The organism is Streptomyces sp. NPDC057474, from assembly GCF_042802555.1.
GTDB lineage: Bacteria > Actinomycetota > Actinomycetes > Streptomycetales > Streptomycetaceae > Streptomyces.
In genome coordinates, this window is sequence record NZ_JBHVDX010000034.1 from 46,452 (window position 1) to 60,263 (window position 13,812).

The 13,812-nt window shown below is 71.6% G+C and carries 13 protein-coding genes; 6 read left to right on the top strand and 7 right to left on the bottom strand.

The window, feature by feature from the left end; translation table 11 throughout:
- Positions 1-44: 44 nt before the first annotated feature.
- Positions 45-788, bottom strand: coding sequence for a zinc ribbon domain-containing protein (locus ACFU53_RS12995; protein ID WP_383990128.1), 744 nt, complete (start codon positions 786-788; stop codon positions 45-47).
- Positions 785-1,669, bottom strand: a complete 885-nt coding sequence (locus ACFU53_RS13000) for a Nif3-like dinuclear metal center hexameric protein (RefSeq protein WP_383990093.1) — start codon at positions 1,667-1,669, stop codon at positions 785-787. The genes ACFU53_RS12995 and ACFU53_RS13000 overlap by 4 nt, the downstream gene beginning before the upstream one ends.
- 366 nt (positions 1,670-2,035) lie before the next feature.
- Between ACFU53_RS13000 and ACFU53_RS13005 the strand changes: the two genes are divergently transcribed.
- The 3 genes from ACFU53_RS13005 (at position 2,036) to ACFU53_RS13015 (ending at position 3,752) form a co-directional block, all read left to right on the top strand.
- The gene (locus ACFU53_RS13005; RefSeq protein ID WP_383990096.1) at positions 2,036-2,179 is read left to right on the top strand and encodes a hypothetical protein; all 144 of its coding nucleotides are present in this window, start codon (positions 2,036-2,038) and stop codon (positions 2,177-2,179) included.
- Positions 2,176-3,456, top strand: coding sequence for a hypothetical protein (locus ACFU53_RS13010; protein WP_383990099.1), 1,281 nt, complete (start codon positions 2,176-2,178; stop codon positions 3,454-3,456). Before ACFU53_RS13005 ends, ACFU53_RS13010 begins: the two co-directional genes overlap by 4 nt.
- Positions 3,457-3,587: 131 nt before the next feature.
- Positions 3,588-3,752, top strand: coding sequence for a hypothetical protein (locus ACFU53_RS13015; protein ID WP_383990102.1), 165 nt, complete (start codon positions 3,588-3,590; stop codon positions 3,750-3,752).
- A gap of 395 nt (positions 3,753-4,147) precedes the next feature.
- On the opposite strand, the gene ACFU53_RS13020 is transcribed toward ACFU53_RS13015, so the two are convergent.
- The 3 genes from ACFU53_RS13020 to ACFU53_RS13030 all read right to left on the bottom strand — a co-directional run bounded on the left by ACFU53_RS13020 (position 4,148) and on the right by ACFU53_RS13030 (position 7,319).
- On the bottom strand, positions 4,148-5,116 hold the full coding sequence (locus tag ACFU53_RS13020) for a 3-oxoacyl-ACP reductase (protein WP_383990105.1): 969 nt from the start codon (positions 5,114-5,116) through the stop codon (positions 4,148-4,150).
- Between the two features lie 187 nt (positions 5,117-5,303).
- Positions 5,304-6,380, bottom strand: a complete 1,077-nt coding sequence (locus ACFU53_RS13025) for a Zn-dependent alcohol dehydrogenase (RefSeq protein ID WP_383990108.1) — start codon at positions 6,378-6,380, stop codon at positions 5,304-5,306.
- Between the two features lie 78 nt (positions 6,381-6,458).
- Positions 6,459-7,319: a MaoC/PaaZ C-terminal domain-containing protein gene (locus ACFU53_RS13030; protein ID WP_383990111.1), complete on the bottom strand. Its 861-nt coding sequence runs from the start codon at positions 7,317-7,319 to the stop codon at positions 6,459-6,461.
- 289 nt (positions 7,320-7,608) lie between these two features.
- Here ACFU53_RS13030 and ACFU53_RS13035 point away from each other — a divergent pair, with 289 nt between their 5' ends.
- Both ACFU53_RS13035 and ACFU53_RS13040 read left to right on the top strand, forming a co-directional pair.
- Complete coding sequence (locus ACFU53_RS13035) at positions 7,609-8,961, top strand: sensor histidine kinase (RefSeq protein ID WP_383990114.1); 1,353 nt, start codon at positions 7,609-7,611, stop codon at positions 8,959-8,961.
- Positions 8,962-9,361: 400 nt separating this feature from the next.
- On the top strand, positions 9,362-9,994 hold the full coding sequence (locus tag ACFU53_RS13040) for a response regulator (RefSeq protein WP_383990131.1): 633 nt from the start codon (positions 9,362-9,364) through the stop codon (positions 9,992-9,994).
- A 275-nt stretch (positions 9,995-10,269) separates the two neighbouring features.
- Here ACFU53_RS13040 and ACFU53_RS13045 read toward each other — a convergent pair whose 3' ends face one another.
- A complete protein-coding gene (locus tag ACFU53_RS13045; protein WP_383990117.1) occupies positions 10,270-11,247 on the bottom strand; it encodes a hypothetical protein in 978 nt (325 codons plus the stop codon).
- The gene (locus ACFU53_RS13050) at positions 11,244-11,792 is read right to left on the bottom strand and encodes a SigE family RNA polymerase sigma factor (RefSeq protein ID WP_383990119.1); all 549 of its coding nucleotides are present in this window, start codon (positions 11,790-11,792) and stop codon (positions 11,244-11,246) included. Before ACFU53_RS13050 ends, ACFU53_RS13045 begins: the two co-directional genes overlap by 4 nt.
- A 201-nt stretch (positions 11,793-11,993) precedes the next feature.
- On the opposite strand from ACFU53_RS13050, the gene ACFU53_RS13055 reads away from it, so the two are divergent.
- Positions 11,994-13,580 (top strand): MFS transporter, encoded by a 1,587-nt coding sequence (locus ACFU53_RS13055; protein ID WP_383990122.1) that lies wholly within the window; start codon positions 11,994-11,996, stop codon positions 13,578-13,580.
- Positions 13,581-13,812 lie beyond the last annotated feature (232 nt).

Here is a 13,812-nt window from a genome sequence, read left to right on the forward strand (position 1 = left end):
TCTTGGTGTGTCTCGTTCTCGTGCAGAACCTCTCGCAGGTCCTCCTACAGGCCGGACTCCGCCGTACGCACCAGGATGCGGCCGCAGTTCTCGCAGCGCACCACCGTGTCGCGCGTGGCCTTGCGGATGTCGTTGATGTCGGTGATCGACAGCTCCTGGCGGCAGCCCTGGCAGGTGCGCTGGTACAGCTTGGCCGCGCCGATGCCGCCCTGCTGGCCGCGCAGCTTGTCGTAGAGCTTGAGGAGGTCCGCGGGGACCGCGCCCGAGATGACCTCGCGCTCCTTCGTCACCGTCGCCACCTCGCCGTCGATCTCCTCGAACGCGGCGTCCCGGCGTGCGGTCGCGTCGTCGACCTTCCCCTGGACGGCACCGACCCGCTCGGTCAGTTCGGCGACCCGCTCCTGCGTGGACTCCCGCCGCTCCATGACCTCCAGGACGATGTCCTCCAGGTCGCCCTGCCGCTTGGCGAGGGAGGCGATCTCGCGCTGGAGGTTCTCCAGGTCCTTCGGGGAGCTGACCGCGCCCGAGTCCAGGCGCTGCTGGTCGCGGACGGCGCGCTGGCGCACCTGGTCCACGTCCTGCTCGGCCTTGATCTGGTCGCGGGCGGTGTCGCTCTCCTCGGTCTGCGCGGCCACGAGCAGGTCGCGCAGCTGGGTGTTCTCCTTCGTCAGCGACTCGATCTCGGCGTGCTCGGGCAGTGACCTCCGCTTGTGCGCGAGCTGCTGCAGGCGTACGTCGAGGGCCTGGACGTCGAGGAGTCGGATCTGGTCGGCGGGCTCGGCGTTCAGTTGGGGGCTCCCAGTGGGTCAGAAGTGGTGGCGGACGCCGCGTGGGCGGTCCAGGGGTCGGTGACCGTCTTGGAGACGTGGACGCGCAGGTCCCATCCCTCCCGGTCGGAGATCTCGTCGAGCTGGGCAGCGGCCAGCTCGCACCAGGGCCATTCGGTGGCCCAGTGCGCCGCGTCGAGCAGCGCGAGAGGTGTGTGGGTGCCGTCGGTGGAGTGCGCACCGTGGGCGACGGCCTCGGAGGCCGGGTGGTGGCGCAGGTCCGCGGTGAGGAAGGCGTCGACACCGGCCGCGCGTACGTCGTCGAAGAGGCTGTCGCCGGAGCCGCCGCTGACGGCGACCGTGCGGACGACCGCCTCGGGGTCGCCCGCAACCCGGATGCCCTGCGCGGTGGCGGGGAGCCGCTCGGCGGCCCGCGCGGCCAGTTCGCGCACGGTCAGCGGGTGGTCCAGCTCGCAGACCCGGCCGAGACCGCACCGCCCGGTGGGGTCGGCGGGGTCCGGTACGAGGGGGCGTACGACCCTGAGGTCCAGCGCTCCGGCGAGGGCGTCGCTGACCCCGGGGTCGGCGGTGTCGGCGTTGGTGTGGGCGACGTGCAGCGCGATGTCGTTCTTGATGAGGGTGTGCACGACCCGGCCCTTGAAGGTGGAGGCCGCCACCGTCGTCGTACCGCGCAGATAGAGCGGATGGTGGGTGACCAGCAGGTCCGCGCCCAGCTTCACCGCTTCCTCGACGATCTCGCGCACCGGGTCGACGGCGAACAGGACCCGCGTGACCTCCTGGTCGGGGTCTCCGCACACCGTGCCGACCGCATCCCACCCCTCGGCCCTCTCGGGCGGCCAGAGGGCGTCGAGCGCGGCGATGACTTCAGACAGACGGGGCACGCACAGAAGGCTACCTGCACCGCTCCCGTCCCAGACCGGCCGCGGGTCACTCGACCAGCCGCCCCTCGGCCGGCCCGCGCGCCGCACGCGGTCTCCCGCTCCTTTCCGTACCTCCGCCAGCACATCCGCTGCCGTTCCCTCAGGCGAATCGAGGCACTAGCACCCTTATGTGTGAAGGGGGTGCTAGTTGTCCCACGTCTGTGCGTGCGAAAACTACCTTCGTCGCCGGAGGTGATCGAACGATGACGGCCTGTGCATCCCCACCACCCACGACGGGCCATGGGAGCGGGACGGGACAGGGGGACGAGGGGAAGGACACGACCGGGGGGCAGGGCGGGGGCGAAGGGCTTGGAGGGAACGGCGGATATGAAGGGCACGGCGGCGGCGGTGGGCACGGCGACGGCGGTGGCGGTGGCGGTGGCGGTGGCGGTGGCGGTGGGCACGGCGGTGGCGGTGGGCACGGCGGTGGCGGTGGGCACGGCGGGTCCGCGGCGCCGCCCGGCTGCGTGATCACCGCCGACGGGACGTACGCGGCGCGCCTCGCGCTCGACGGCGAGTCCTGGTTCCCCGAGCGCTGGACCCTGGACGGCCCCGAGCCGTACGCCGTACCCCTGCCCGGCAACCAGCCGGAGGAACCCGGCACCGAAGTGCTCCCCATGACCGACGGCCGGGTCCTCATCCACCGGCTGGCGGCCGACCGGCACCTGTTCTCGCTCCTCTACCCGACCGGGCCCGGCACCGGCGAACTCCCGCTCGGCGCGGTCGAATGCGCCGATCCGGCGGCCGAGTTGCGGCTGCTGCCTCCCGCACCGTGTGGGGAGCGGGCGTACGCCCTCGCCCTGGGCCGGAGCGCCACGACGGTGTGGCTGGTGGCGGGCGGAACGTTCGGCCCGGAGCTGTTGGCGCAGGTGCCGGGGCGGTGTTCGGGCGGCGTCTGGCTGGACGGGACGGGCCGACTGCTCGCCCTGGACCAGGAGTCGAACGGCCGGACGAAGTCGGTGGCCGTCGATCTGGAGCAGGGCGGCGAGGTCTCACCGCTGCTGCAGATCGCGGACGACAGCAACGACCGGGTACTGCTCGCCGACCCCGACAGCGGACTGCTCCTGATCCGCTCGGACGCGCCCTCCCCCGGCCACGACCGGCTCGGCTGGGGCGTGTTGGGCAGCACGCTTCCGGTCCGCTTCCCGGAGTGCCTACGGGTTCCCGACGGCCACCGCATCACCCCCTTCGCCATCCAGCCGGGCCAGATCCTGACCCCCGAGAGCTGCGCGGTCGCGCTGCGCCTCGACGGGCCCCGGGGGAGCTGGGTCGGCGTCTGGCGCCCGGCCGCACGCCGGATCCTCCATCTGCCCGCCCCCGAGGGCTGGTTGGCGGGGGCCGGGCTGTGGAGCCGGGAGGGAGTACTGCAACTGCCGCACCAGACAGGGGCAGTGCGGTGTGGGGTGGCTCGGGTGGGGGTGCCCTGGGGGGCGGAGGAGTCACGGGAGGAGGGCCGGGCTGGGGTTCGGGAGGGGGTCCGGGAGGGGGTCCGGGAGGGTTCGCAGGAGACGGGGCCGGCTTGCGACGGGGCCCTGGGGCTGGAGGCCGCGGTCGCCTCACCCCGATCCGAGCCGTCGAGTGCGGAGCCGTCCGGTTCGGAGTCAGCCGGTATGGGGTCAGCCGGTATGGGGTCAGCCGGTATGGGGTCAGCCGGTATAGAGCCGTCCGCGCCTGTTGTCGCCCGGCCCGTGCCGTTGCAGCAGGCGCCGCTGGAGGGGCGAGTGCCCGAGGAGGTGACCGTCGGGTGAAGGTGATGTGCGGGCTGCGGGCGAAGTGGACGCGGCGGGGGCGACACGCCTTCGGGCGCCTTCGAGGAGTGCGTGGCCGCCCGTTAAAATCACCCGCCGGTAAGAAGATCATTCGACGGGGAACACTTCCAATGAGCGACGTGCACACAACCCAGCCGCCCACTGCCAACCCCCACGAGGCGGAAGGCCACGGCAGGCACCGGGGCCAGATCTCGGCCCACGAAGCCGAGATAGCGACCCCTCGCGGACGCCACCGCAAGTCGGCCGAACACACGGAGTCGACGACGTCCGCCTGAACGGCGACACGAGTCCCTCCGGTCACCTCTGGAGAAACGTCAATTCGACGCCAGAACCGACCACAACGGCATCCGGCCCCGCTCGTCGCTGACGGGCGGGGCCGTTCCGTTCCGGGTACGGGCCCGGCCCTGTAGGGGGCCCGGGCAACTGCGCGACCAGCCACGTACGAGCCGCAGACGCGCCACGTGCGAGCCACGTACGGGCCGCAGACGGGCCACGTGCGAGTCACGTGCGGGCCGCAGACGGGCCACGTGCGAGTCACGTACGGGCCGCAGACGAGCCACGTGCGAGTCACGTACGGGCCGCAGACGAGCCGCAAAACGCGCCTGCCACGTCGGGTGGATCGGCGCGTGCGGTTTGTAGTGGGCCGGTCGCGCAGTTCCGGCCGGGCCCCTTACGGGGCCGCCCCCGGCCCGTGCCTCAGCCCCAGCACCTCCGCCGCCGCGAACGTCTCCCCGTCCGGCCGGTCGACGTAGTACGGCGTGAGCAACCCGTCCAGCTCGTCGTACGTGAACGCGTCCTGCTTGGTGTCGAACTTGGCCTGTACGCGCGGCCGTTCGACGATCGCGACCATGCCGCCGTGTACGACGAAGAGCTGGCCGTTCACCTGTGCGGCGGCGGGTGAGACAAGGTAGCCGACGAGGGGGGCGACGTGCTCGGGGGCGAAGGGGTCGAGGTCGGTGCCGTCGCCGTCGGGCGCCCCGGGCAGGCCCGCGAAGACGTCCTCGGTCATCCGGGTCCGGGCGCGTGGGCAGATGACGTTCGCGGTGACGCCGTACTTGGCGAGCGCGAGAGCGGTGGAGGTGGTCAGCCCGACGATTCCGCCTTTCGCGGCGGCGTAGTTGGGCTGCCCGGCGGAGCCGGCGAGGAAGGCCTCGGAGGAGGTGTTCACGACGCGCCCGTACACCGGCCCACCCTCGCCCGACTTCGCCCGTGTACGCCAGTGGGCGGAGGCGAACCGGATCGTGTTGAAGTGCCCCTTGAGGTGCACCCGGACGACAGAGTCCCACTCGTCCTCGGACATGGAAAAGACCATGCGGTCGCGCAGAATGCCCGCGTTGTTGACGAGGATGTCCAGCTTGCCGAACCGGGCGATCGCCAACGCGACCAGTTCCCGGGCTTGTTCGTGGTCGGACACGTCACCGATGTGCGCCACCGCCCGACCGCCCGCCGCGCGGATCGACGCCGCGACCTCCTCGGCGGGCCCGGTGGACACCTCACCGGAACCGTCCCGGCCCGCCCGGCCGTAGTCGTTGACGACGACGGCCGCGCCCAGCCGGGCCAGTTCCAACGCCTCGGCCCGGCCGAGCCCGCGCCCCGCGCCGGTGACGATCGCGGACAGTCCTTCAAGGGGCAGTGCCACCGCCGAGTCCCTTCCACCGAAGCCGATTTCCTCGTGAAGCCGCTCATGACGCGCTCGTGAAGCTGCTCATGACGCCATTCGTAAAGCCGTTCACGAAGCCGCTCATGACGGCATTCGTAAAGCCGTTCGTGAAGCCGCTCATGACGCGCTCGTGAAGCCGCTTATGACGCGCTCGTGGAACTGATGGTCAGATCTCGATGCAGGTCCGGAGCGCCACCCCGGTCCGCATCTGGTCCAGTGCCTCGTTGATGTCGGCGAGGGGCACCCGGTGGGTGATCAGGCCCGCGAGGTCGATGCGGCCGGCCCGCCAGAGGGCGATGGTCCGCTCGTAGGAGCGCAGGACGTCTCCGCCGCCGTACATGGACGGCAGGATCCGCTTCTCGTCGAAGAACAGCTCGAACATGCTGAGCTGGAGAAAGTCGTCCAGCGCGCCCGCGCCGACCACGACGAGTGTGCCGCCGCGCCGGGTGGTCTCGTACGCGGTGCGCGCGGTGGTCGAGCGACCGACGACCTCGAAGACGTAGTCGAAGCCCTCGCCGGCGGTGACGGACTGCTTGGCTTCGGCCAGCTCCTCCGGTGAAATCGCTTTGGTGGCACCGAACTTGAGCGCCGCCTCGCGACGCGAGACCACCGGGTCGACGGCGACGATCTCGGCGGCACCCTTGAGCCGGGCGCCCTGGATCGCCGAGATGCCGACGCCGCCGCAGCCGATGACCGCGACCGACGAACCGGCCTCCACATCGGCGGTGTTGAGGGCCGCGCCGAGCCCGGTGGTGACGCCGCAGCCGATGAGGGCGGCGATGTCGAAGGGCACGTCGTCCGGTATCGGCACGGCGCAGCCGGCGTCGACGACGACCTCCTCGGCGAAGGTGCCGGTGCCCGCGAAGCCGAAGACGTCCCCGGCGGGCCGCTTGAAGTTGGGCGTACCGGCGTTCAGGAACCCGGCGAGGCACAGCTGGGTCTGGCCGCGCTTGCAGGCCGGACAGGTGCCGCAGGCCGGGAGCCAGCACACGACGACCCGGTCGCCCGGCTTCAAGTTTTGTACGCCTTCCCCGACTTCGACTATCTCGCCGGCCCCCTCGTGCCCGGGGACGAACGGCCCGGGCTGCGGCAGCACCCCGGCCATCGCGGACAGGTCCGAGTGGCACAGCCCCGTGGCCCGCACCCGGATCCTCACCCTGCCCGGCCCGAAGCCCACCGCCTCGACATCGTCGAGCACATCGAGCTTGTCCTGGCCGATCTCGTGCAGTACGGCTGCGCGCATGGTGCGGCTCCCCTCAGGAGTACCTGTCAGGAGTACCTGGCCTACAGGAGTACCTGACCTACGGTTGTACTGAGCTGCTCATTCGTGCTCGACAAGCGTGTCCGCCAACACCGGCGCGTCATCCCGCTCAATGGCGGTCACCGTCACCCGCACCGCGCGGTCGTCCGGTCGCCACATCCGGATACGGAGGGTCTCGCCCGGGAAGACGACGCCTGCGAAGCGCGTCCCGTACGAGCGGACGCGGCCGACGTCCCCGCCGAGCACCGTGTCCACCACGGCCTTCAACGTCATCCCGTACGTGCACAGCCCGTGCAGGATCGGCCGGTCGAACCCGGCGCGCCCCGCGAACTCCGGGTCGGCGTGCAACGGGTTCCAGTCGCCGGAGAGCCGGTAGAGCAGTGCCTGGTCCTCGCGGACGGCACGCTCGACCTCCTTGTCGGGCGCGGTCGTCGGCGGTTCCTGCCGGGTGGACGGCCCGCGCTCACCGCCCCAGCCGCCCTCTCCCCGTACGAAGATCTGCGCCTCGTTCACCCACAACGGGCCCTCGGCGTCGGCGACCTCGGTCCGCATGACCAGGACGGCCGCCTTGCCCTTGTCGTACACCGCCGCCACGCGCGAGGTCGCGGTCGCCCGTCCCTCGACCGGGATCGGCCGGTGGAGCTCGACGCGCTGGCCGCCGTGCAGGACCTTGGCGAGGTCGACGTCGACGCCGGGTGCGTTGAGGCCACCGATGACGTCCGGCGAGCCCGCCCCCGCGACGGTGGCGAAGCTGGGCAGGACGTGCAGCCGGGACTCCAGCGTGTAGCGCAGCTCGTCGGGGTCGGTCGCCGGGATGCCGGCGCCGATACCGAGGTGGTAGAGCAGGACGTCCTTGCGGGTCCATGCGATCTCGGCGGAACGGGGCTCGGCGGCGAGGGCCTTCGCTGCGTCGATGGGCATGGGGCTCCTGTGTGCGGTGGGTTACGAGGGGGCGGAGGGCTTGCGCTGAGGAACCTCGGTACGACCGTCCGCACCAGCGGCCGCACCGAGGTCGTCACGGCCGACCCGGAACCCGCCCACCTAGAACGCGTTCCAGTCCGGCGACACTCTGTATAGCCGAGCCACGGGAACATGTGAAGACTCCTGACACTACGTCAGATATGCGCCGCTCCGCCCATGACATTTGTCCTGCCGGACTCCGTACAAGCGCATCTGCCGGGCCGCGCCCCGCCTTCGTACTGTCGAGGACATGAGGCAGACAGAAACGGGCGGAGCGGCCACGACGGGTGCGTGCGCCGGAGACATGAGAAATGCGGGCGCCGGGTGTGGGAGTCGGCGTCGGGCGGGGGTGGCGGCGTGGTTCTCGTGGCAGGCGTTGCGTGGGGGCGGGCGGTCGCCGTCGTCGTCGGACGATCCGGGGCCGCCGGCCACCGGGCTCACCCTGGTGCCATGGCTGCTGATGGGGATGGGCGCCTTCGCGAACGTCCTCCAGGGCCGCGCCCCCAACCCCTGGGTCGGCGGCTTCGGCATCCTCACCTTCAACTCCCTCTACATCTACGTCGTCATCCGCGCCTTCGTGAAGGAGAAGCGCGAGTCCCGCTCCACCCGCCTCGCACTCCTCATGCTCGGCCTGGTCGCCTGCGGCCTCGCGCTCGCCTACGGCGGCAGCTGGCTGAACTTCTTCCCGCTGCTCGGCCTGGCCGTGGGCGCCGCCACGCGGGGCCCACATCTCGGCCGGACCGGGCTGGCGGTGACCGCGCTCGCGGGCGGAGTCTCGGCGGTCCGCGAGGGCTGGGACGCGATCAACGTGGCGTACGGCACCTTCATCTCCATCGTGGTGACGGCCGTGCTCCTCTCCCTGGCGGACGCGGTACGCGAACTGCGCGCAGCCCGCGAGGAGCTGGCCCATCGCGCGGTGGAGGAGGAGCGCCTCCGCTTCTCCCGCGACCTGCACGACCTGCTCGGCCACACGCTGTCGGTGATCGTGGTGAAGTCGGAGGCGGCCCGTCGTCTCGCCCCGCACGACCCGGACGCGACGCTCGCCCAGATCACGGACATCGAGGCGGTCGGCCGCCAGGCCCTCAGGGAGATCCGCGATGCCGTGACCGGGTACCGCGAGGGCAGCCTCACGACCGAGCTGGACCGCGCCCACTCCGTGCTGTCGGCCGCGGGCACGACCCTGACCGTACGCCGCTCCGGGCCGACCCCGACGCCCCAGGCCGAGGCGCTGCTGGGCTGGGTCGTCCGCGAGGCGATCACCAACGTCGTACGCCACAGCCACGCCACCCACTGCGAGATCGCCCTCACCTCCGCCCCGGCCCACACCCACACCCACACCCACACCCACACCCACACCCACCTGACCATCACCGACAACGGCCCCCACACCACTCCCCCACCCGCCGCCACCACCAACGGCCTGAGAGGCCTCACCGAACGCCTCACCACGGCAGGCGGCACACTCCAGGCCGGGCCTGGCCCCCGAGGCGGCTTCGTAGTCAGGGCGGAACTGCCGATGACACCGCCGGGAGCGGACGGGGCGATGTCGACGGGGTCGGGGGCGGGGTCGGGGGCGGGATCGGAGAGGGCGCAGCATCCGTAGCGGGGCTGGGAGCGGGGCGGGAACCGGGGCTGGGAACGGAGCCGGGCCACTGGAGCCAGATCGAGGACTGGGACTGAGCCGTCAACGTGATCGATGCCGACTGGTCCGACTCTCGACCGCCGGGACACCCCCTCCGGCACCAGCAGGTGTGTCGCCGCAAGGCGAGCCCTCGGCGGCCGGGAACGCTTCGTGCCGTCGAGCGCCCTCCTTCACGGCCGAGCCCGGCGCAGCCGACAGCGGCTCGCCCACCCGGCGTGGGCCGAACCCACCCCGCCAGACCGCACACCACCCCCGAACAGACCCGCCCGGCCCACGCCCACGCTCCCGGCCCACGCCCCCTGCCCGCGTCGCGCACCGTTCCGAATCGCCGGCCCCGACCTACCCTTGGGCCGTGAACGAGATGCCCCGGGATCACCGGCCCGCCAAATCCATCAGGGTTCTGCTCGCCGAGGATCAGAGGATGATGCGGGGCGCGTTGGCGTTACTGCTGGGGATGGAAGCGGACATCCAGGTCGTGGCGCAGGTCGGGGCCGGTGACGCGATCGTGGACGCGGCGCTGACGCATCGGCCGGACGTCGCGCTGCTGGATATCGAGTTGCCCGGGATGAGCGGTCTGGACGCCGCCGTCGAGCTGCGGGACCAGGTGCCCGACTGCCGGGTGCTGATCCTGACCACGTTCGGCCGGCCGGGGTACCTCCGGCGGGCCATGGACGCCGGTGCCGCCGGGTTTCTGGTCAAGGACGGGCCCGTGGAGGAGCTGGCCCGGGCCATCCGCCGGGTGCTGACCGGCGAGACCGTCGTCGACCCCGCCCTCGCCGCGGCCGCGCTGAGCGCCGGGCCCAACCCGCTCACCGCCCGGGAACGCGACGCCCTCAACGCCTGTGCCGACGGCGCCACCGTCGCCGACATCGCCACCCGGCTCCACCTCTCCGAGTCCACCGTGCGCAACTACCTCTCCTCCGCCATCGGCAAGACGGGCACCCGCAACCGCACGGAGGCGATGCGGGAGGCCCGACAACAGGGGTGGCTGTAGCCACTCGCACCGCCGGTCGGAGCCGGCCGACCGGAGCCGCCGCGGCCACGAGGCCACGGACAGCCCGTGACCGCCGCCGGGCACCCACCCCCGTGGAGCACCCGCCGCCCGGCACCCGGCACCCGGCACCTGGCACCTGGCACCTGGCACCTGGCAAACCGCACCGGCCCGACCGAGCCGTGCCCACCCCATGGAGCACCCCGTCGCCGGGTCGTCACCCACTCACCGGCTCACGCCCGCGCCCCCTCGCCCGACCACCCCGTCACCCAGGCGCCTCACTTCGTCACCTTCGCCGATTCATAGCCCACCCCCTCCGGCGCCAGCGCCACGAACCAGCTCGTCCGGGCCCCCTCCACATCGACGATGCGCGGGTTGCGCAGGTCCTCGTACCGGATGTCGTCGCCGTCGCGGTTGACGTCGACGGACGTGCCGTCGGACCAGGCGATGCGTACCTGTTGGGCGGTGGGGGCGACCCTGCCGATGACGAGGCGTTCGGGGTCGCCGTCCTCGTCCCGGTCTCCGGCGCGGAGGACCGTCGCAAAAGCCTCCAGGTCCGTGCCCGACATGGCGTCGTCCTCGCCGTCGATCAGCGCGCTCGTCCGGTCGTCACCCACGGTCAGATGCACGAAGTGCCAGCTCTTGCCCACGAGACCGGCGGCGCCGCCCGCGCCCCTCGGCTCGACCCCGAACAGGCCCATCGCGGCGAGCTGCTTGTCGGCCTGCGCACTGCTCCTCGGCGCGTCCCAGACCTCGATCGTCACCTTCCAGTCCGTGCCCTGGTCGCGCCCCTCCGCCAGGGTGGTCCGCCACGGCTCGTACATATGACGGGTCTCGGGCGCCACAGACGCCGTCGGCGTCGCCGCCGGGGCCACCCACCCCCGGTCCCCGTCCGTCACCCCGGCCAGCGCCAGCGTCCCCGTGGTACCCGCGATCACCACGGCGGCGGCAGCGGCGACCACCCAACGACGGGTCTTGCGGCGCCGGCCGCCCCGTACGACCGCCTGGTAGGGGGCTATACCGATCTCGACCTCGTCCGCCGCGTCCGCCAGCAGGAAGGCGATGTCTCTCTCCACCGCGGTACTGGCTGTGAGGTCACCGTGCGTGCTGTCGCCCTGCGTCATGTGCCTGTTCGCCTTCCCGTCCATACCGTCCATGCCGTTCGTGCCGTCCGTACCGCCCGTGCCGTTCGTGCCGTTCGTGCCGTCCGTGCCACCCATGCCGCTCATGCCGTCCGTGCCGTTCGCGTCCCTCACTTCCTGCCTCCCTGCGTCACCATCTCGGCCAGTCCCGGTATGGCTCGGAGCTTCGCGATTCCCTTCGCCGCGTTGCTCTTCACCGCGCCGACGGAACAGCCCATCGCCTCCGCCGTCTGGCTCTCGCTCAGGTCCTCCCAGTACCGCAGGACCACGGCCTCGCGCTGGCGCGGCGGCAGTTGGGACAGGGCCGCCAGCAGGGGGCCGCGGTCGTCGGCCTGGGCGATGCGGTCGCCGCTGTCGGGCAGCTCGGGCACCAGGTCCGAGTCGCTCCGGGGCGCCAGGAACTCCTTGAGGCGTCTGCGGTGCTTGCGCGCGTGGGCGTTGATCATCACGCGCCGTACATATGTGTCCGGGTCGTCCGCCGAGCCGACCCTTCGCCAGGCCACGTACACCTGCTCCAGCGTCGTCTGGACCAGGTCCTCCGCGGCGTGCTGCTCTCCCGTGAGAAGAAACGCCGTACGCATCAGCCGTGGCCAGCGGCCGACGAGGAAGCTCTGGAACCCCTCGTCCCGAGCGTCCCTGGCCTGCTTCCGATCCCCCATGAGCACCTCCTAGATGCTTCTAACAGTCCATGAGGGCCCGATTCCGTTGCCTCGTCCCGCAAAGAATTCCCGCACTGACGGCACGTCACTTCCCCATGGACGGGTCAAGTTTTCGTTAGTCACTCAAAACAACGGAATAGTTGCCCAGGCGCACGAGGTTCAGGCGACACGTACCCTCACCCGGCCAGGAGGCCCCGCTCAATGACGCAGCCGCACACACCGCCGACCACCGATCGCCCCACCACGAGAGCCGGCCGATCCACGCGATCCGCCGGAGCGTTCGTCCCGGTGCTGGCCTTCGCGGGGATCGTGGTCGCGGTGATGCAGACCCTGCTGGTCCCGGTGATCAAGGACCTCCCGCAGTTGCTGGGCACCTCTCCCAGCAACGCGACCTGGGTACTGACCTCGACCCTGCTCTCCGGCGCCGTGGCCACGCCGATCATGGGCCGCCTCGGCGACCTCTACGGCAAGCGCCGCATGCTGCTCGTCAGCCTGGCCGTGATGGTGGTCGGAGCGCTGATCAGCGGTTTCACCAGCGCGCTCCTCCCGATGATCGTCGGCCGTACCCTCCAGGGCTTCTCCATGGGCGCGATCCCGCTGGGCATCGGCCTGATGCGCGACGAACTCCCCCGCGAACGCCTCGGCTCCGCCATGGCCCTGATGAGCTCGTCCATAGGCGTCGGCGGCGGACTCGCGCTGCCGCTCGCCGCCGCGGTCGCCCAGAACACCGACTGGCACGTCCTCTTCTTCGGCGCCGCCGGCCTCGGCGTCCTCTCCATCGTGCTGACCCTCGTCGCCGTACCGGAGACGAAGACCCGCGCGCAGGGCACCTTCGACTACCTCGGCGCGCTCGGCCTCACCGTCGGCCTCGTCCTCTTCCTCCTGCCGATCACCAAGGGCAGCGACTGGGGCTGGACCTCCGCGACCACGCTCGGCCTGTTCGCCGCGTCGGCCCTGGTCCTGCTCCTCTGGGGTGTCATGGAGCTGCGCATCCCCGCCCCGCTGGTGGATCTGCGCACGACCGCCCGCCGCGAGGTCCTCCTCACCAACCTCGCCTCGATCATGGTCGGCGTCTCCTTCTACGTCGTCTCCCTCGTCCTGCCGCAGCTCCTCCAGCTCCCCTCCTCCACCGGCTACGGCCTCGGGCAGTCGATGATCGTCGCGGGTCTGTGCGTGGCCCCGCTCGGCCTGACGATGATGTTCACCGCCCCGGTCTACGCCCGGATCTCCGCCAAGTACGGCCCCAAGAGCACCCTCATCCTGGGCCTGCTGATCATCGCGGTCGGCTACGGTGCCGGCCTCGGCCTGATGAGCGCCGCCTGGCAGACCGTGGTCGTGTCGGTGGTTCTGGGCGCGGGTATCGGCCTCGCCTACTCCTCGCTCCCGGCGCTGATCGTCGGTGCCGTCGACCCGTCCGAGACGGGCGCGGCGACCGGGCTCAACACGCTCATGCGGTCCATCGGTACGTCCGTGTCGAGCGCCGTCATCGGCATGGTGCTGGCCAACACCGCGAACCATGTGGGCGGCGTCGCGATCCCCACCATGCACGGCTTCCGCGTCTCCTTCCTCATCGCCACGGGCGCGGTCGCCGTCGGCCTCCTCCTGGCCGTCTTCCTCCCGAGCCGCCGCCCGACGCAGGGGCTGACGCTCCGCGCGAGCAGCGAGGGTGGGACCGAGAGGACCAGGGGAATCGACAAGGCCGGTGAGACCGACGGCATCGACGCGGTCGAAGGTGGCCACGCGACCGACGCGGCCTCCAGGGAGGACAGGGCAGCCGTCGCCCGCTAGGACGAGCACATGTCGTGATCGCCCGAGAGGGCCACGTACCCCGCGCGCGCCAACGGGCAGCGCTCTTGACCGCCGGATCGACAAGGGCTTGGCCAGCCCATTGACCGAGCCGGGCTCCTCACCCACCCGCCGCCCCTACCCGTCCCTCCCCCACACTCGGCTTCGCCCCTTCGCCCCCCATCCGCGGGTTCGGTGGGGGCTGGTCGCACAGTTCCCCGCGCCCCTGAAGGAC